Origin of the sequence: Phyllobacterium sophorae, from assembly GCF_003010965.1 — a bacterium.
GTDB lineage: Bacteria > Pseudomonadota > Alphaproteobacteria > Rhizobiales > Rhizobiaceae > Phyllobacterium > Phyllobacterium sophorae.
This window is the reverse complement of the sequence record NZ_PGGM01000003.1, coordinates 137093-154870: the sequence shown is the minus strand read 5'-3', so window position 1 is coordinate 154870 and position 17778 is coordinate 137093. Positions and strand designations below refer to the sequence as shown.

The window sequence follows — 17778 nt, the reverse complement described above, 5'->3', positions numbered from 1 at the left end:
AACCGATCAGATGAGGCCGTATTGTTTCGCCTTGTTGCGCAAGAAGGGCAGGCCGTTGCCCATCACCTCTTCCTCGTCCTTTGCGACCGGACGCCACACGGCAAGGCCGTATGCGACTTCAGGCGGCATGTTGATGAAACTTTCCATCGCCAGCCCCCCTTTAAAGCCAATGGCCGCGAGCGCCGCGTAGATTTCGTCCCACGGACAGTTGCCGTAGCCCGGCGTTCCTCGATCGCTTTCTGAAAGATGGATGTATTTCAGGTAGTCGCGTGCGTCGAGAATACCGTTGGCCGCGCCTTTCTCCTCGATGTTCATGTGGTAGGTATCCAGGTGGACAAAGATGTTGCTGGCACCGACGCGCTCAATCATCTGCACCGCCTGCCGGCCCGTGTTGATGAGATGGTTTTCATAGCGGTTGACCGCCTCAACGCCAAGCTCGATGCCAAGGGTCTTGGCATGTTTGGCTGCCGCCGTCAGCACACGGGCGATATTGTCGTATTCGCCTTGTGTTGGCGGCACACCGGTGCGTTCGCCAATACCACCGAAGATGACGCCGGAAAGTGCTTCTGCTCCCATCTCGGCGGTCTTGTCGATCGCGACTTTCAGATGTTCGATCGCCGCATCAGGGCGAACCGATGCCCATGCCGGTTCGGGCAGGCCGAGTGAACAGACGGCCCGCAGCTGGTGCTTGTCGAGAAGGGCCCGCGTATGTGCCGCGTCGACTGCCGGCGCATTGAGAAGGGCAATCTCGATGAAATCCATTTTGTATTTGACCGCGGCCGCAATGGCCTTTTCGGCCCCAGCGCGATCCCAGTTCATTGTCCACATGCTGGTATGGACGCCAAATCCTTGAACCGACATTGTCTTACCCTTTTCTGCGATTGAGAATCATAAGCTGAGCGGCGAGCCAACGCAGGATCATGACCGCGATCAGAAGTATGCCCCAGACCGCGGTTGCCAGATGCTGATTGGCCCCCATGAGGTTCAGCCCCGATGAAAGAAGCTGAAGAACGACCAGTGCGACGAACACTGGAATAACGCGGCCAAAGCCGCCGAACGGATTGACGCCGCCAAGGAAACAGGCGAGCACGGTGATCAGCAAATAGGACTCGCCGTGCCCGACGCGCACGGAATTGAAGCGCGCCAGCATAATGATGCCGGCAACCGCGCACATGGCTCCGGACAGCGTATAGACCAGCACGATCACCTTACGTGTGTTGACGCCGGAATAACGCGCTGCCTCAATATTGGAACCGATCATATAGGTGTTGAAGCCAAGCTTCATGCGCGTCAAAAGCACGTGCCAGAGGAGGACGCAGGCGATAAAGATCAAAAGCGGTATTGGAAAGCCCAGAATGCTGCCGTGACCGATCGGTTGCAAGAAGGCCGGGAACCCCGAAACATCTCCACCGCGGGTCAGGAACTCGCCAAGACCGCGCACAAAGATCATCATCGACAGCGAGACCAAGATCGGATGAGCACGCGTATAGGCAATCACGAGGCCCATCACGACGCCCGTGGCTGCCCCGACGGCAACCGCAAGAACACAGCCAAGAGCAAACCATGCAATGCCCGCGTCCACACCGCCATTGGCCTGAAGCACCCAGGCGACTGTCAGTCCGGCGATGTTTGCGGTGAAAGTGATCGCCAGATTGAGGCCGCCCGTCAGTACGGGCAAAAGCATTGCCAGCGTGAGCAGGCCAAGTTCCGGGAGTTGGAACGCCACTGAGCCGAATGTTGCTTCACTGAGGAATTGCGGAGAGGCAAAGCCGAAGAACAGCATCACAGCCAAAAACGCAAAGCCCGGTCCAGCGATCTCCGGTCCCAACAGGTCCTTGATCCGCGTTGCAACACTGTTCATTGGCGCGCTCCCCGCTGGCGCATGAATGGCAGGAGTTTTTCCAAACTGGTATTGGAAAGCGTAATAGCTGCCAGGATGATGGCGCCGATGATCATCTTGAATGCAAATGGCGAAACGCCCAACAGATTCAACCCGTTTTGGGTGATGGCAATCAGCAGCACACCGAGCACACAGCCCAGAACAGAACCCTTGCCGCCGCCAAGTCTTGCGCCGCCAAGAACGACGGCGGCAAGCACGTCGAGTTCGCGCCCATAAAGCGCATTGGGCACGACCTCTTGCGCATAATGCGCCTGGATCAGACCGCCGATGCCTGCCATCATGCCGAGCCAGCCGAAGGCGATAAATTGCATCGCGCCGATATTGATACCAAAGCGGCGCGCGCCTTCGGGATTGTCGCCAAAGGCATAAAGCTGCCGCCCGGTTGTCGTACGCGTAATAAGCAGCCAGGTCGCAAAGACACAGACTGCCATGACCAGCACTGGCAATGTTATTTCCGCCCATGTACCGTCAGCCATCTCCTGTTCGAAGAGTATGATCCTGTCCGTCAGCCAATCCGGCAGGTCGTAGATTGATACGCCCTGCGTGAAGAACATCAGCAGGCCGAAATAGATGTTGAAGGTGGCAATGGTCGCGACGATGGAAATAATGCGAAACCGGTGGATCAGAAAAGCGTTGAATGCGCCAAGCAGGATCCCGAGGCCGCCGGCGATCAGCAGCCCGCTTATCCATCCCCCGCCGCCGATCCAGCCAAGGATCAGGGCCGCCCCGTACTGGACGACGGACGCAGCGACAGCGAACGAGATATCGATACCCCCCGCAATAAGGACGACCAGCAGTCCGACAGCGAAGATGATGTTGACGGAGCTTGTATTGAGCAGATCGAATGCATTTCCCAGGGAAAAGAAATTGTTCGTCGCAAGGGAAAGGAAAACGCACATCGCCGCAATGACGGCGAGCAGCGCGAACTCGGTGGCGTGGGATCGAACGAGCTTACCCATAGACGGCAGCCTCGATTTGCCCAAGGGAGCAGGTGCGCGGATCGAACCATCCGGCCATCTTGCCCTGCGCCATGTGGAGCACCCGGTCGGCGTTGAAATAAACTTCCGGGACTTCGTCCGAAATCAGGATGATAGCCAGGCCACATTCGGCAAGCTTGGCGACAATTTCAAAAATACCTGCGCGTGCGCCAACATCAACGCCAACCGTCGGCGCATCGAGAATAAGAAGCTTCGGATCAGTGGCCAGCCATTTGGCAATGGCAATGCGCTGCTGATTGCCGCCTGACAAGGTTGAAACCGCATCGCTTTGCCGGCCGATCTTGACCCCCAGATCAGCAATCCAACGGTCGACCAATCTTCTTTTGCGTTCATCGGACAGCAGACCGCCGGATTTGATACGGTCGAGCGAGGCGATCGCCAAATTGTCGGCAATCGACTGCGGCTGAATGAGACCAAGCGACAGGCGGTCTTCCGAAAGATACGCAACCCCCGCCTCGATTGCCTTGCGGTTCGAGGAAAAACGCACCGGCCTTCCGTTCAGCCAGACACGACCGGAGCGGGGTTTCAGCATGCCGAAGATCGATAAAGCAAGTTCCGTTCTGCCGGCGCCCAAGAGCCCGGTTATGCCGAGGGTCTCGCCGCGCCGGACGGCGAACGATATATCTTCAAACTGCCCCGGACGCGACAGGCCTTTGACCTCAAGAACGATGGGTTCATCACCAACCGGCTTTGCACGAACCTGCTGGTTGAATGTCTTTCCAGTCATTAGCTCGGTAATGCGCGACTGTGTCATGCCTTCTACCGGATAGACGCCGACAAGCGCGCCGTCACGCAGCACGGTGATGCGGCTCGAGATTTCCAGTACTTCGGCCAGGCGGTGGCTGACGAAAACGACCGCGACGCCGGAGACTGAAAGGGAACGCGCGATGTCGATCAGGTGATCGGTTTCCGACTGTGTCAGCGAGGCGGTCGGTTCATCCATGAATACGAGCTTGGCCTCGCCCACAAGAGCGCGGGCGATTGCCACGATCTGCCGCTGTGCAATGGAATAGTCTTTCAATGGGAGGTCGACATCAAGCGCAACGCCAAGGCGTTGGAGCGCCTTTAATGCGGTTCGTCGCATATGCCGGTAGTCCACCAGCCGTGGCCAGCGTCCAATTACAGTGTGAAAGGCGATGTTCTCGGCCACCGTCATCTCGGGAAACAGCGCCAGATCCTGCCAGATCACCTGAATTCCACCGGCCTGTGCGGTGACGGGAGACATATGGGAAAATGTCTGTCCGTCATACTCGATAACAGCACCGGCTTCGGGACGATAGACGCCGGTTATGATTTTGATGAGCGTGCTCTTGCCGGAGCCGTTTTCGCCGGCCAGGCAATGAATCTCGCCTGGCAGCACCTCGAAGCTCACATCCTTCAGCGCCTTGATCCCGCCGAAGGTCATATTGATATTGTGCAACGACAACAGCGGTTTAACGCCGCCAGTGCTCATAGTCTCAGCCATTGTGTTCTGCCCGTCAAAACCGAAAGTCGAAACTGCCGGACGGCCATGACCGCCGGCAGCAGGAAAATCCGCAAAGGATCAGAGGCCCATTTTGGCCAGGTCGCCGACGGTTTCCTTGTTGATGGGCACCAACTGGTCGACAATGATATTGTGGTTTTCGAAATCGGGGTGGATTACACCAAGCCCCTCGATGTTATCGCCGTCTTTAAGTTTTTCGCCCTTCATGAGCTTGTCGGCCAGTGTGACGAAGACTTCGCCCGCCTGCTTCGGATTCCACATAAAGCCGCCAGAGATTGCATCCGACTTGATAAGCTTTTGTCCCTGGCCAGGCGAGAAGGGGCCAAGCACGAATATTTCACCGATCTTGCGGCGTTCCTCCACAGCGCGTCCAGCCCCGATCGGACCCTGGCTGCCGAAAGCAAGGAAACCCTTAAGGTTCGGATGAGCCGAAATAAGGTCGAGGGCAGTAGCACGGCTCTTGTCAACATCTTCGGCAACACCGTAGCGTTCACCAACGAGCTTCATGTCCGGATAGTTCTTCTTGATATATTCGTTGGCCGCGTCAGCCCATGCATTGTGGAGTGGAACGGTCAGCGATCCAACGAAAACAGCATATTCGCCTTTTCCGCCCATCTTTTCGGCCAGAAGCTTCGCATGTGCTTCCCCGAACCCGGTGGAAGATGCAAGCTCGAAATCCCAGTCGGCGCCCTTCTGGCTCGGCGACTCATGGGTAATGACAATGATGCCTTTTTCTTTTGCCTTGCCGAGCACCGGCTCAAGCACTTTCGCATCGTTCGGAACCACGCCTATGACCTTCACGCCTTGCGCAATTAAGTCCTCAATGGCGCGAACCTGAAGTGCAGGATCGGCACTCGTTGGACCGACCATGAAAGCGTCAACGCCGATTTTCTTGCCTTGCTCCTTGATGCCGGCGTCCATGGCATTGAACCATGGAATACCGCCAATCTTGACAACGATACCAACCTTGCCATCGGCTGCAGTTGCCGCAAACGTGGCCGCCATGGACAACGCTGCCGCAAATGCAGCGATCAAAAGCTTTTTCATTTGAATTCCTCCTCCACATTGCTCCCTGCGGGAGCTTATCATCCAACCAAACAGCAGGCAGCTAAAATGGCCCGGACGTTCCAGTTGCCTGGTCACCGCCTCCTCGCGGTATGCTCTTGCACCATTGTTGTTGCATATTTGCACAATCGATGGTGCAATGAATATCAGTCAGTTTTAATTGTTCGTCAAGCGGTCTTTGGCACTAGAAGACGCCAGGAGAGTGGGATGGAACATCAACCAAAGAAAAAGGCGACGATCTACGACCTGTCCGTGCTTTCCGGTAGCTCACCCTCGACGGTCAGCGCGGTGCTCAACGGCACGTGGCGCAAGCGGCGTATCAAGGAAAGTACGGCCAACCTTATTCGCGATCTGGCGCAGCAGCATCAATATACCGCCAATCTTCAGGCGCGAGGCCTGCGCAGTTCCCGCTCCGGTTTGGTCGGACTGCTGCTGCCGGTTCATGACAACCGCTATTTTTCATCCATGGCACAAACCTTCGAAGCGCATGTGCGCAGCCGAGGGCAATGCCCGATCGTCGTCAGTGCCTGCCGCGACCCGCAAGAGGAGCGCCATACTGTCGAAACGCTCATTGCCTATTCCGTCGACGAACTCATTGTGGCCGGCGCCACTGATCCGGACGGTGTTCATGCCCTTTGCGTCGCATCAGGACTAAGGCATGTGAATATCGACCTGCCTGGCACTTTGGCTCCCTCTGTAATCAGCGACAATTATCAAGGCGCGCGTATGCTGACGGAGGCGATAATTTGCCGTTTCAGCCAGGACATGCAGCTCAAAGCCGATGAACTCTATCTGTTCGGCGGGCGTGACGACCACGCCAGCCGTGAACGCATCCGCGGCTTTCGCGCCATCAAGCGCGAACGCATGCAGGGCGACGCTGACAAATGTATCGAACCCACGGGCTATTCGCCCAACACGGCGCAAACGGCGTTCGAACGGTTTTACGAGCGCGAGGGAAAACTGCCGCGAGGGCTCTTCATAAACTCGTCGATCAATTTCGAGGGGCTGCTGCGGTTCATGTCACAGCATCCAGACGAAGCGTTCGCGGATATCGTTGTCGGCTGCTACGATTATGATCCTTTCGGGTCATTCCTGCCGTTCCCCGTTATCATGATCCGCCAGGATGCTGACGCGATGATCACAAAAGCGTTTCAGATCCTGTCGGAGAATCGCCCGGCGGTACGCACCTACCTCATTCAGCCGCACCTTGTGCCGCCACGCACTGCACTGAAGGGGCCTCTCGATGCCATAAAGGACATCGAATAGGTGTGCGCAACGCTGCGGCCATGACGGCATGGCCGTGCGGGAACCCGCAGGTCGCGGCGAGGGTAGGGCTGCGGAAGGATCAATGTGCCCTGCGACCCGCAATGTCGTTGCGGCCTCTCATAGAAGTCGCTTCGACAATGGTCGCCCGTTTCCCGCCTGGCTTGGTCTTGTCATGGTCAATCAGCCTGCTTTGATGGTGGACTTGCCCTCGCTGACCAAGCGTGTTGCGGCGTCGGCGACAGAAATCCGCTCAAAGGCAAGCTCGTCGGCAATGGGACGAAGAACGCGCTGGTCGAATTCGGTGGAGCCAAGCGGAGCGGGCGAAGGATAGCTGCCCACCTGATCCGCCAAGGCGTTAATGTAATTGACCGTTTCCGTTTCCGTCGGATTGAGCGACGGCAAAATCGCCTTGCGCACGGCCGGCGACATCGGAACGCCGCGTTCGACACCGAGGATCTTGCCGGCATCGACGTCATTGACAAAAAAGTTGATGAACTTTGCAGCATCCTCGCCATGTTTTGTCGTTGCGCCGATGCTCCAGATCAAGGCCGGGCGATAATAATGCCCGGAGGGGCCACCTTTTTTGCCGCGCGGCAGCATGGTGATGCCGAGTTTGCTCTTTGCCAATAGCTGATAGCCGACCAACTGGTTCGAATAGGCCATGCTTATAGCCGCATGACCGAGCGCCAGGCCGTTGGTCTCGATCGTATTTTGGTCAAGCGTCTGGATATCGGCGCCAACGGTACCGCCTCGCTTGCGCAAATCTTCCCAGTAGGCGAACCATTCCTTGGCTTCATCGACGGTAAATCCAAGGCCGCTATCGGTGTAAAGGCTGCTTCCGCGCTGTCTCAGCCAGGCGTCGAAGACGTATTGGTAGCGTGCACCATAAGGGCCGCCCCAATAGTTTTTCTTACCAGCGGCCTTGGTCATCTCGACCGCGATATCGGCGTACTGCGCCCAGGTGGTTTCTGCACCGGGCGGCGTGATGCCGGCTTTGGCAAAGGCATCGGCGTCGTACATGAGCGCGAAAGAGTTCAGACCAAGGCCAATGCCCCAGAGCTTTTCATCGACCGTCGTCAGTTTCAGCACGTCTTTGCCGAAGGCGTCGATATTGAGCGCCGACGGGACGAAGGGATCAAGGGCAAGGCATGCCCCGCGCTTGGAGTAGTCAGATATCGTCGTTGGCTCAAGCTGGAAAATATCTGCGACGGAGCGGCCGGCCATCTGGGTCGCAAGTTTCGTCCAGTAACTGTCACCGCTGAGCGTTTCACCGACAATCGCGATATCGGGGTTCTTCTCCTGAAACAGCTTGGCAACGCTCAATGTTCGCTTTGAGCGATCGTTGGATCCCCACCACATAGCGCGCAGGCGCACGTTTTGCGCATGGGCCGGTCGGGGCGCCACAGAACTGAGCGCGATACCAACGGCGGTGCCCGCCGCGCCGAGCATGAATGAGCGTCGATTGTGTAGCATGACATTCCTCCCTGTCATTGCCGACCCGCTGCGCTCCTCCGGCGTCTGACGGGGCGAAGTTTCAGATCAAATCCTATGCAAAAAACCGATATGATGCAAGAAGTTGTTTATATCTTGCAAATTTGCGTAATTTGCGTAACATTTGCGGCATGATCGATCCTGCACCCAAACGATTCCGTCAAGCCGACATTGCCGAACGGGCAGGCGTTTCGGTCTCCACCGTCTCGCGCGTGCTTGCCAACGAGCAAGGCATCAGCGAAAGCGTCAGGCGGCAGATTCTGCAGGTCGCAACGGATCTCGGCTATCCGTTGAAGATCAGTCCAAAGACCAGTCATGGAGCGCTTGCTCTCATTGCCAGTGACGGCGTCACCGGTGGGTTGAGTGTTTTTTATGAGGGCATTGTCGAAGGCCTGCGTTCCGGCGCGGTTGAGCATGGCATGCCGTTTGAAATCAGGCTTGTGCGTGAAGCAAAGGCAACACCGCAAACCGTTCAGGGTCTAATGGAGTCCGTCGGTGCACAAGGGCTCTTCCTGGTCGGTATCGATCCAGCTGATGCGCTGTGCGGATGGCTGGAGGAGAGCCGCATTCCGGTGGTCCTGGTCAACGGTACCGACCCGCAATTGCGCTTCGATGGCGTCTCTCCATCGAATTTCTTCGGCGCCTATGCCGCGACACGCCGACTGCTTTACGCTGGTCATCACCGTATTTTGCACCTGACTGGATCGCATCGCCACACGATCCGCGAGCGTGTGCGCGGTTTTGAAGCTGCACTCGCATCAGTCAAGGATGGCGAGGCTCGCATTGTCCAGCTGGCGCTCCAAGCCAATGCGAGCATCGAAGCGCATGGAGCGACGATTGCAACACTGGCAGAGGCGCCGGGGTTCACGGCGGCTTTTTGCATGAACGACTTTATTGCCGTGGGCGTTCTCGAGGCGGTTACTGAAATCGGGCTTCGCGTTCCAGAGGATTTCGCCATTGTCGGTTTCGACGACCTGCCTTGCGCCCAGATGGCCAATCCACGCCTTGCAACGATGCGGGTCGACCGCGTCGCACTGGGTCGTGAAGCGGTCAGCTTGATGACGTCCCGCTTTCACGACCGGGACGCACCCGCCCGTCACGTTTGTCACGCGGTCGTTCCGGTTGCCGGAGGCACGATTGCCAATGAAGGATTGCACGCATGATCCCTGATCCCGCCAGCGCCAATCCCCTTGCCGCGAATTTAATGCAAACACGCACCGACATGCAGCGTGCTCTCATTGACCTCTTCAATCCGCTGTTGCCGCATTTTTCAACAGGGAATGCGCGCGTGCGTCTTGATGCTGCCGCCGGGCATTTCGACCGCGCTGCGGCCGATCTGGAAGGCTTTGCAAGGCCACTTTGGGGTCTTGCGCCGCTTGGCGCCGGTGGCGGCACTTTCGCCCACTGGGACCGTTATGCGCAGGGTGTCGCCAATGGCACGGATCCTGCGCATCCCGAATACTGGGGCACCGTCAAGGGCCGGGATCAACGCATGGTAGAGCTTGCCGCACTTGGTTTCGCGCTCGCCCTTGTGCCGGAGAAATTGTGGGACCCGCTCAATGCACGGGCGCGAGACAATCTCGTCAACTATCTCCTTGATGCCCGGCAGTTCGATTATGCCGACAATAACTGGAAATTCTTCCGCATTCTCGTTGACATCGCCCTTGAACGCCTTGGCATAAAGTACGACCGCAGCTTGACAAAAAGCTATCTGGCCGAACTCGATGAATTCTACATTGCCGATGGCTGGTACCGCGATGGTAATGTACGGCGCGTTGACCATTACATTCCCTTTGCCATGCATTTTTACGGCCTGATCTATTCGCGCCTGGTCGAAGACGATCACGCCAAGCGATACCGTGACCGCGCGATCGCATTCGCACAGGATTTTCGTCACTGGTTCGCGCAAGATGGCGCGACGATAGCCTTTGGCCGCAGCTTGACCTATCGCTTCGCCTGCGCCGGGTTTTGGTCCGCGCTTGCCTTCGCAGATCTGGAGGCACTGCCTTGGGGCGAGATCAAATCCTTGTGCCTTCGGCACCTGCGGTGGTGGGCGGACAAGCCCATGACGCATCGCGATGGCGTGCTGTCGATCGGGTACGGCTACCCCAATTTGCTGATGTCGGAAAACTACAATTCGGCCGGCTCGCCCTATTGGGCCTTCAAGGCCTTCCTGCCCCTGGCAGTGAGCAAAGATCACCCGTTCTGGACGACCCCCGAAACCGTGCCTGAGACACCCGCCGTGACCCTGGCCCTTCGTCATCCAGGCATGGTGATAATGCCTTGCAAGGGTGATGTTGTCGCGCTTTCCTCCGGCCAGGAGAACCTGCAAATGCGCTTCGGTTCGGAAAAATACGCGAAATTCGCCTATTCGAGCCGGTACGGCTTTAGCGTGGAGAGCGATGAGCGGGCATTTGGCGGCGGCGCATTCGATTCAATGCTGGCCTTCAGCGATGACGGCATCCACTACAGAGTACGCGAGACCAACCAGGAGGCCAAACTTGCCGGCAAGGTGCTTTTGGCCAAATGGTCTCCTTGGCCAGATGTTGTGGTTGAAACCTGGCTGTTGCCGTGTGCACCCTGGCATATCCGCGTGCACCGGATCACGACACCAAGGCCGCTTCAGACCGCCGAAGGTGGATTTGCCATCGCCAGGAGAGATCTCGACGCCGATCTCCTTTCCTCTGGCACAGGCACAGCCCATGCCGTTGGCGCGGATGATTTCAGCGGTATCTGCGACCTCGGTTCGAGCGTTGCGCGCACCGGTGTGGTGCAAAAGGCGCCCCCGAATACCAACCTGATGGTGGCAAAGACCCTGGTGCCGCAATTGCGCGCCACGATACCGATGGGTGAAACCATTCTTCGTTGCGCGGTCGTGGCGCTTCGCGACACCGGCGCCGTGTCGGACACCTGGTTGATGCCGCCGGGGGCTCCCGATCTAGACGTGTTGCTCGCCATGAAAGCGGGGGGCGCGACCGTCAGCGCGATGGATGCGCCGGGGCACAAGCCGTGATGCGCCGGACGATTGCCTTTGCCATGCAACCGGAGCGGACCCAATATGTTTTCCCGCCCGAACTTTTGTCGAAACTCGATGATATCGGACGCATTCTCGATCAGGAACCGATGACGCGCTTCGACGACGATCGGGGAAAACGGCTGCTGGCTGAAGCGGAAATTCTTGTCACCGGCTGGGGAGCGCCTGTGTTTGACGCAGCAACGCTCGCATCAGCACCGCGCCTCCAACTCCTCGTCCATGCGGCCGGTACGATCAAGGGGTTGATCGACGATTGCGTGTTCGAAGCTGGAATGGCCGTCAGTCATGCAGCTGAAGCAAACGCTCAGCCCGTGGCCGAGTTTACCCTCGCGGCGATCATCTTTGCCGGCAAGCAGATCATTCGATTGCGTGATCTGTATGTCGCCGACAAGGGACGCATGCGAACCCATCTGCTCCAGGCGCAGCCGATTGGAAATTATCGCCGCACGGTCGGGATTGTCGGCGCTTCCCGCATCGGGCGACGGGTGATCGAACTTCTTCGCCCGTTTGACTATGACGTGCTGCTCTACGATCCGCTGGTCGGGCACGACAGCGCCCGCTTGCTTAAGGTCGAGAAAGTGGATCTCGACACGCTAATGGCGCAATCGGACATTGTATCGGTGCACGCGCCATTGCTTCCTCAGACGCGGCACATGATCGATGCGCAGCGCCTCGCCCTGATGAAAAACGGTGCGACCTTGATCAATACGGCGCGTGGCGCGCTGATCGACGAAGCGGCGCTGATCGACCGGCTGAAATCGGGTGCGATCGATGCCATCCTTGACGTCACCGATCCTGAAGTGCCAGAGAAAAACTCGCCGCTATATCAACTTGAGAATGTGTTTCTGACACCGCATATTGCCGGCGCCATCGGCCTTGAACGCATGCGCCTCGGCGCGACGGTGGTCGACGAAATCACCAGGTTCGTTCAGGGCAAACCACTGCTTTTCGAGGTTCGCAAGGACGATCTGGAGCGCATGGCATGAGCAGTTTCGAACCAGCGCTCTGCTCGGTCACCTTCCGCAAATTGACCCCGGAAAAAATCGTGGAGCTTTCGCTCGATGCCGGGCTCGCCGCCATCGAATGGGCCGGGGACGCGCATGTTCCCCTTGGCGACACAATGATCGCCACGCATGTCGCGCGCCTGTCCCGCAAGGCAGGATTTGCAACGTCCTATGGTTCCTATGTAGCGCCACCAACCGCGGACCTGGCTGTCTTCCGACGAGCACTTGAAACAGCGATCGCCCTTGATGCCTCCAATATCCGCATCTGGCCAGGCACGCGCGAGCGTGCGTCTTCGGATTACAATGCGGACGAACGGCGCAGCACAGTAGATGCGATCCGCGACATGGCAACGGAGGCCGCGCGGTCCGGCTTGACGGTCGCGCTCGAATATCATCCGCTCTCGCTGACCGAAAATACCGATTCCGCCCGCCGTCTGATTGACGCGATTGCCCATTCCAACGTCTATCTCTATTGGCAGCCGCGGCCTGGATTGGCGCTTGATGACGCGCTGGCCGAGATCGCCGAAATTGGCGCCCATGTGTCCCATGTCCATGTCTTCGCCTGGAATAGCACCCGTAATCGCTTCTCGCTAAAGACGGCGTCTGCGTATTGGCGAACCGTGTTCAGCGCCATGCCCGCGTCAAGATGGACCGGCCGGCGGTTTGCCATGCTGGAATTTGTGGTCGATGACGATCCGCTCGCGTTGCTCGATGACGCGGCAACGCTCAGGCAGATCCTTAAAGCGTGAAAAAGCCGCCACCGGCTAGAGCAGTTGTTCGCCCAGGAGCTCTGGCATCAGTTCGGCAAGGCGCACCGTTGTGCCGGCGCGAGCGCTGGACAGCGCTGCAATGCCGCAAAGAACTGAAACCGCACCGGCGCGGGAGCCGGCACGCTGCGCGAGCGGATCGGACATGCCGGGCTTAAAGATCATGTTGCGCATGCGGTCGTCACCACCATAATGCCCCCCTGAGGCGTGCGGTACTGCAATGCGTTCGACAGCTTGCGCGCCCTTTTGGAAGTTCCGCACGACCAGGATCGTGTCTTGCGCAGGTACCTCCCAGGGCTGGCTCTCATATTGCCGCAGTTCGATACGTCCCCCGGTTCCATTGAAGGCAATGTGGTGACCCTCGATCGGCTGGAACGTGTTGAGGGAATAGGACACATGGACACCATTGCCGTAGCGGATGGCGGCGACCATCGTGTCGGGAATGTCAATGTCCTCACGGAAGACGCAGCCGTCGCGAAAATAACCATCAAGCTTTGAGGGTTCTTCATAGAGGGCGCCGAGGAAGGGATCAGCTTCAAGATCGAAATAGAAATCACATTCCTTCATGTGTGCGCAGTGCCTGCAGCGCGATCCGCGAAATGGGCCCTTGCGACCATACATCTTAAGATCGGCAAAGGCGGTAACAGCTTGCGGGTCACTGCCGAGGTACCAGTTCAGTAAGTCGAAGTGGTGGGTGGCCTTATGCACGAACAGACTGCCGGAGTGCTTGGCATAGGCATGCCAGCGGCGGAAATAGTCGGCGCCATGTGAGGTGTCGAGATACCAATGAAAGTCGACTGAGGTCACCCGGCCGATCTCGCCCGCATCAAGCAGCGTCTTGATGCGGGCGGCCGTTGGTGCGTAACGATAGTTAAAGGAGACGTCAACGCGCCGGCCGGTCCGTTTCTCCGCCTCAATGATGCGGCGAATCTTGTCGACGGTGGTGGTCATCGGTTTCTCGGTGATGACGTCTGCGCCGGACTCGAGCGAACGCACGACAATATCGTCATGGGAATCGTCGGGTGTGCAGACAATAACAAGGTCCGGCCTTACCGCCTGCAACATCGGATCGAGCTCGGTGTAGATGGGTGCCTCAGCGCCGATCATTGCCCGGGCCCGTTCGGCCCGCAGTCGATTCCGGTCGACGATCGCAACCATCTCGACATGTTCTGCCCAGCCAGCGAGCAGATCAGTGCCCCACATGGTCGTGCCACGATTACCGGTGCCGATCAGGGCAAAACGCCGCTTTTTTTCCATGCTATCCTCGTGGTTCCTGCCGTGTCGGGTTCAGCTTATCGGTACAAACCCGGCTTGTTAAAATGTGGCGTCCCTATCAGCAGCACGCCTGATATCGTCCAACGCACGTCGCAATGACCTCCTGCGCCGGGCGTGCCCACCAATTGTCCGAAAAGATCTCAACCTCCTGCGCGCCGTGAAAGCCCGCCGCTTCGATCATACGGCGCAGGCCCGGCAAGTCGATCACGCCGTCGCCCATCATGCCGCGATCCGTCAACATGTGTGCAGTTGGAACAAGCCAGTCACAAATGTGGTGGGCGAGGATGGCATTCATCTGTCCGGCTCGCGCAACCTGCTGCGCAAGGTCGGGATCCCACCAAACATGATAGGCGTCGACCGCGACACCGGCGCCTTCTCCTACCAGCTCGCAGATATCGAGCGCCTGGCCAAGCGTATTCACACATGAGCGGTCGGCGGCATACATGGGATGCAGCGGTTCTATGGCGAGCGGCACATTTGCCTGGCGTGCATGCGGAAGAACGGCCGAGATGCCATCGGCGACCATCTTGCGTGCCTCGTCGAGATTCCGCGAACCGCCCGGCAGGCCGCCAACAACGAGCACCAGGCAATCTGCGCCGAGCGTGGCGGCCTCATCGATCGCGCGCCGATTATCGTCCAGCGCCTTTTGCCGGTCGTCGAAACTGGCGGCGGGAAAGAAGCCGCCCCGGCAGAGGCCTGTCAACCGCAACTCATTGGAGTGCACGATATTTGCCGCCTCGTTCAAACCGATTGCAGCAACCTGCTCGCGCCAGGGCGCGATTGCGGTGATGCCGTGTTGCAGGCAGATGTCAACCGCTTGCGCGAAACCGCATTGTTCGCGAATAGTGGCAAGGTTGATGGATAGGCCTTGGGACTGCATCGTCGGATTTCCTCCCTGTTGCACTACTCTTGGCGTGCCATTGTCTCCCAATCGGGTTCGACAGCGGATCCAAGCCCTTTTGCTGTGACAGCCGAGGAGAAATCGACGCGGCCACTGCGGATCGCCAACCGGGCACCGCTACCAGCCTGCCGATACAGGTCGCCATGCCCGCGAAGATAGGCGGCCTGCTCTCCTTTAGGAGCGCCAAACATGCCGTCGACATAGTGATGGCCATTGCGTTCGACGTGCGTTGCCCCAACGAGAGAGGCGAGCACGAGATCCTGCTGCAAGGCGAGACCCGATTGCGTCGTCAAATCTTCGGCGGACATGAAATAGCGGCTGCTCTTTTCCTCATTGTTCCATTTTTCAACACGGGCGCGATTGAGTAGCGAACGATAAAATCCCTTGCACGACTTTGAGGAAATGCCGGCATATCCGAGGGCTCTCGCCTCAATGAAAGCGCCCATCTCGCCGTCAGATTCATCGATTTCCAGCGGGACGTGGCGGGCTATGTCGGCAAGCGAAGTCGTCAAGGCATCGGCGCGGGCGATGGGCTGTTCGAAAAACAAGATCGAGCTGCGCAGCCGGCGGAGCCGGGGTTCGGAGGAAATTCGCTCAAGGAATTCGCCGACAGCATCGCTGCCACCGAACTGCTCATTGCCGTCCAGTGTCGCTTGATAGCCGTCCGCCGCAGCATCGAGCACGGCCGCAATCTGGATCAGCCGTTCAACGTCCTCAACAGGGTGGCCGGACACCTTGATCTTGAAATGTCGATGGCCGTAGCTGGCAATCACCGCCTCGAGCGTCTGTGGAAGACCGTCTTCAAGCCGGCTGTCGGGTTCGACATCGGCCGAAGTGAGTGCGTCGACCAGACCGATCGTATGGCGCACGGCCATGCTGGAGGCGGGCTTTATGGTGGCGAAATATGCAGATAGATCAAATTCCGCGAGGTCTGGAGCCGTCGCGGCATTGATGCCAAGGCGGCCCAACCGCACGGCTTCAACGGCACTCAAACTTTCCAGGCGGCAGGTTGCGTCAATCACCGCACGATCGACCAACGCCAGGCCGTAGGAGGCGACAAGGCCAGGAAGCTGGAGCTTGGCGGCCTGTCGATGGTGCTGCGCCTCGTTGAGTGCATGCAGGCCAAAGGGCGTGTTGCGCCCCGTGTTTCGGTAGGCGTCGATGGCAAGACGCAAGGAAATGCGCAACTGATCGATATTATCGCCGGGCGCAAGCGACGGGTTCTTGTCGAACCACCTGGGCATCATCATTTCCGCTGACCAACCGACGGCACTGCGTCCCCGGGCGTCGTTGATGCGGACCCTGACGAAGGCTTGCGGCGCCGCCGTAACCCGTGCTGCGCCAAAACGGAAGGGGAAACGGAAGTGAACGGGACGTTCCATGACCTCGGCTTCCTCAAGCTTTATGCGCATGGGGCTGGTCATTGCCTTCAGCCGACGCCGTGAACGGCGAGGATGCGGCGCATCCGCTCGATGGCGCGATCGGGATCGGACAGGACCCGCGCCTGATCGGCCAGTCGAAACAGCTCAGCAAGATGGGCAAGTGATCGCGCGCTTTGCTGCCCGCCAATCATGGCAAAATGATCCTGCAAGCCATTGAGATAGGCGAGAAAAACAACGCCGGTCTTGTAGAACCGCGTCGGGGCCTTGAAGATGTGCCGCGACAGAGGAACTGTCGGATTGAGGAGATTGAAAAACTCGGCTTCGCGGCCACCGCCAAGTGCCTCCATCGCCATTGAGGCGGCCGGTGCGATCGCATCAAAGATGCCGAGCAGCGCATCGGAATGGCCAACTTCATCACCCGCGATCAGTTCTGCGTAGTTGAAGTCGTCACCGGTATACATGCGCACGCCCTCTGGCAGGCGGCGTCGCATGGCGATTTCCTTTTCCTTGGACAATAGCGAGACCTTGATCCCGTCGACCTTGGCGGCATGGGCAGCGATGACGTCGAGACACGTGTCCATCGCCTTGAGATGATCCCGATTGCCCCAATAGCCTTCCAACGCTGGATCGAACATTTCGCCAAGCCAATGGATGATCACTGGCTCGCGGACCTGGGACAGAATGCGATCATAGATCTTGACGTAGTCGTCCGGACCTTCGGCAGCCGATGCCAGGGCCCGGCTCGCCATCAAAATGATCCGGCCACCCGCGGCCTCCACGATGCTGATCTGTTCCTCGTAGGCCCGGATGATCATATCAAGCGTCACGTCTGGTCCAGGGGCCAAATGATCTGTGCCAGCACCACAAGCAATCAGTGTGTCGCCGCGCGTGCGCGCCTCCGCGAGGGACCGCTTGATCAATTCCTGTGCTTCCGCCCAGCCAAGGCCCATGCCCCGTTGCGCTGTGTCCATTGCTTCGGCAACGCCAAGGCCCAGATCCCACAGCCGGTGACGGAAGGCAAGCGTGCGCTCCCAATCGATTGCAGGCGTCAGCCATGGATCGTTGTCGGCGAGAGGGTCGGCGACAACATGGGCGGCAGCGAAGACCACGCGCGGAAATGATTTCGCGTCACGCCGTGCAAGCGGTATCGGTGTACCGGTGAGCGTATAGGGCGTAATTTGCCCCGCTAGCGGCAGATTGATTGTGGTCATC

At 58.5% G+C, this 17778-nt stretch carries 15 protein-coding genes; 5 read left to right on the top strand and 10 right to left on the bottom strand.

Annotated elements, in window-relative coordinates; translation table 11 throughout:
• Window positions 1–6: 6 nt before the first annotated feature.
• The 5 genes from CU103_RS08545 to CU103_RS08525 form a co-directional block, all read right to left on the bottom strand.
• A complete protein-coding gene (locus tag CU103_RS08545) occupies window positions 7–861 on the bottom strand; it encodes a sugar phosphate isomerase/epimerase family protein (protein ID WP_106663490.1) in 855 nt (284 codons plus the stop codon).
• A gap of 4 nt (window positions 862–865) precedes the next feature.
• Window positions 866–1861, bottom strand: coding sequence for an ABC transporter permease (locus CU103_RS08540; RefSeq protein WP_106663489.1), 996 nt, complete (start codon window positions 1859–1861; stop codon window positions 866–868).
• On the bottom strand, window positions 1858–2859 hold the full coding sequence (locus tag CU103_RS08535; protein WP_106663488.1) for an ABC transporter permease: 1002 nt from the start codon (window positions 2857–2859) through the stop codon (window positions 1858–1860). The genes CU103_RS08540 and CU103_RS08535 overlap by 4 nt, the downstream gene beginning before the upstream one ends.
• Window positions 2852–4363 (bottom strand): sugar ABC transporter ATP-binding protein, encoded by a 1512-nt coding sequence (locus tag CU103_RS08530; protein WP_106663487.1) that lies wholly within the window; start codon window positions 4361–4363, stop codon window positions 2852–2854. The genes CU103_RS08535 and CU103_RS08530 overlap by 8 nt, the downstream gene beginning before the upstream one ends.
• Window positions 4364–4441: 78 nt before the next feature.
• Window positions 4442–5428 carry an autoinducer 2 ABC transporter substrate-binding protein gene (locus tag CU103_RS08525; protein ID WP_106663486.1) on the bottom strand — a complete coding sequence of 329 codons (987 nt, stop codon included), beginning with the start codon at window positions 5426–5428 and terminating at the stop codon, window positions 4442–4444.
• Window positions 5429–5653: 225 nt separating this feature from the next.
• Here CU103_RS08525 and CU103_RS08520 point away from each other — a divergent pair, with 225 nt between their 5' ends.
• Window positions 5654–6712, top strand: a complete 1059-nt coding sequence (locus tag CU103_RS08520; RefSeq protein ID WP_106663485.1) for a LacI family DNA-binding transcriptional regulator — start codon at window positions 5654–5656, stop codon at window positions 6710–6712.
• A gap of 180 nt (window positions 6713–6892) precedes the next feature.
• Here CU103_RS08520 and CU103_RS08515 read toward each other — a convergent pair whose 3' ends face one another.
• Entirely contained in the window at window positions 6893–8185 is a 1293-nt protein-coding gene (locus CU103_RS08515; protein WP_106663484.1) for an ABC transporter substrate-binding protein, read from the bottom strand.
• Window positions 8186–8334: 149 nt separating this feature from the next.
• Here CU103_RS08515 and CU103_RS08510 point away from each other — a divergent pair, with 149 nt between their 5' ends.
• Genes CU103_RS08510 through CU103_RS08495 form a run of 4 tightly spaced genes read left to right on the top strand, consistent with a single transcriptional unit; the run spans window position 8335 to window position 12990 of the window.
• Complete coding sequence (locus CU103_RS08510) at window positions 8335–9366, top strand: LacI family DNA-binding transcriptional regulator (RefSeq protein ID WP_106663483.1); 1032 nt, start codon at window positions 8335–8337, stop codon at window positions 9364–9366.
• Window positions 9363–11216: a DUF2264 domain-containing protein gene (locus CU103_RS08505; RefSeq protein ID WP_106663482.1), complete on the top strand. Its 1854-nt coding sequence runs from the start codon at window positions 9363–9365 to the stop codon at window positions 11214–11216. Before CU103_RS08510 ends, CU103_RS08505 begins: the two co-directional genes overlap by 4 nt.
• Complete coding sequence (locus CU103_RS08500) at window positions 11216–12223, top strand: hydroxyacid dehydrogenase (RefSeq protein ID WP_170117024.1); 1008 nt, start codon at window positions 11216–11218, stop codon at window positions 12221–12223. The genes CU103_RS08505 and CU103_RS08500 overlap by 1 nt, the downstream gene beginning before the upstream one ends.
• Window positions 12220–12990, top strand: a complete 771-nt coding sequence (locus CU103_RS08495; RefSeq protein ID WP_106663480.1) for a sugar phosphate isomerase/epimerase family protein — start codon at window positions 12220–12222, stop codon at window positions 12988–12990. Before CU103_RS08500 ends, CU103_RS08495 begins: the two co-directional genes overlap by 4 nt.
• A gap of 15 nt (window positions 12991–13005) precedes the next feature.
• On the opposite strand, the gene CU103_RS08490 is transcribed toward CU103_RS08495, so the two are convergent.
• The 4 genes from CU103_RS08490 to CU103_RS08475 all read right to left on the bottom strand — a co-directional run bounded on the left by CU103_RS08490 (window position 13006) and on the right by CU103_RS08475 (window position 17777).
• Window positions 13006–14265, bottom strand: coding sequence for a Gfo/Idh/MocA family protein (locus CU103_RS08490; protein WP_106663479.1), 1260 nt, complete (start codon window positions 14263–14265; stop codon window positions 13006–13008).
• 76 nt (window positions 14266–14341) lie between these two features.
• Window positions 14342–15163, bottom strand: a complete 822-nt coding sequence (locus CU103_RS08485) for a sugar phosphate isomerase/epimerase family protein (protein ID WP_106663478.1) — start codon at window positions 15161–15163, stop codon at window positions 14342–14344.
• Window positions 15164–15186: 23 nt separating this feature from the next.
• Window positions 15187–16608 carry an enolase C-terminal domain-like protein gene (locus CU103_RS08480; protein WP_106663477.1) on the bottom strand — a complete coding sequence of 474 codons (1422 nt, stop codon included), beginning with the start codon at window positions 16606–16608 and terminating at the stop codon, window positions 15187–15189.
• Window positions 16609–16613: 5 nt separating this feature from the next.
• Window positions 16614–17777, bottom strand: a complete 1164-nt coding sequence (locus tag CU103_RS08475; RefSeq protein WP_106663476.1) for a dihydrodipicolinate synthase family protein — start codon at window positions 17775–17777, stop codon at window positions 16614–16616.
• Window position 17778: the final 1 nt, after the last annotated feature.

Coding starts and splice junctions, on each gene's coding strand:
- CU103_RS08545 (WP_106663490.1), bottom strand. CDS start 861: ATGTCGGTTCAAGGATTTGGCGTCCATACCAGCATGTGGACAATGAAC.
- CU103_RS08540 (WP_106663489.1), bottom strand. CDS start 1,861: ATGAACAGTGTTGCAACGCGGATCAAGGACCTGTTGGGACCGGAGATC.
- CU103_RS08535 (WP_106663488.1), bottom strand. CDS start 2,859: ATGGGTAAGCTCGTTCGATCCCACGCCACCGAGTTCGCGCTGCTCGCC.
- CU103_RS08530 (WP_106663487.1), bottom strand. CDS start 4,363: ATGGCTGAGACTATGAGCACTGGCGGCGTTAAACCGCTGTTGTCGTTG.
- CU103_RS08525 (WP_106663486.1), bottom strand. CDS start 5,428: ATGAAAAAGCTTTTGATCGCTGCATTTGCGGCAGCGTTGTCCATGGCG.
- CU103_RS08520 (WP_106663485.1), top strand. CDS start 5,654: ATGGAACATCAACCAAAGAAAAAGGCGACGATCTACGACCTGTCCGTG.
- CU103_RS08515 (WP_106663484.1), bottom strand. CDS start 8,185: ATGCTACACAATCGACGCTCATTCATGCTCGGCGCGGCGGGCACCGCC.
- CU103_RS08510 (WP_106663483.1), top strand. CDS start 8,335: ATGATCGATCCTGCACCCAAACGATTCCGTCAAGCCGACATTGCCGAA.
- CU103_RS08505 (WP_106663482.1), top strand. CDS start 9,363: ATGATCCCTGATCCCGCCAGCGCCAATCCCCTTGCCGCGAATTTAATG.
- CU103_RS08500 (WP_170117024.1), top strand. CDS start 11,216: ATGCGCCGGACGATTGCCTTTGCCATGCAACCGGAGCGGACCCAATAT.
- CU103_RS08495 (WP_106663480.1), top strand. CDS start 12,220: ATGAGCAGTTTCGAACCAGCGCTCTGCTCGGTCACCTTCCGCAAATTG.
- CU103_RS08490 (WP_106663479.1), bottom strand. CDS start 14,265: ATGGAAAAAAAGCGGCGTTTTGCCCTGATCGGCACCGGTAATCGTGGC.
- CU103_RS08485 (WP_106663478.1), bottom strand. CDS start 15,163: ATGCAGTCCCAAGGCCTATCCATCAACCTTGCCACTATTCGCGAACAA.
- CU103_RS08480 (WP_106663477.1), bottom strand. CDS start 16,608: ATGACCAGCCCCATGCGCATAAAGCTTGAGGAAGCCGAGGTCATGGAA.
- CU103_RS08475 (WP_106663476.1), bottom strand. CDS start 17,777: ATGACCACAATCAATCTGCCGCTAGCGGGGCAAATTACGCCCTATACG.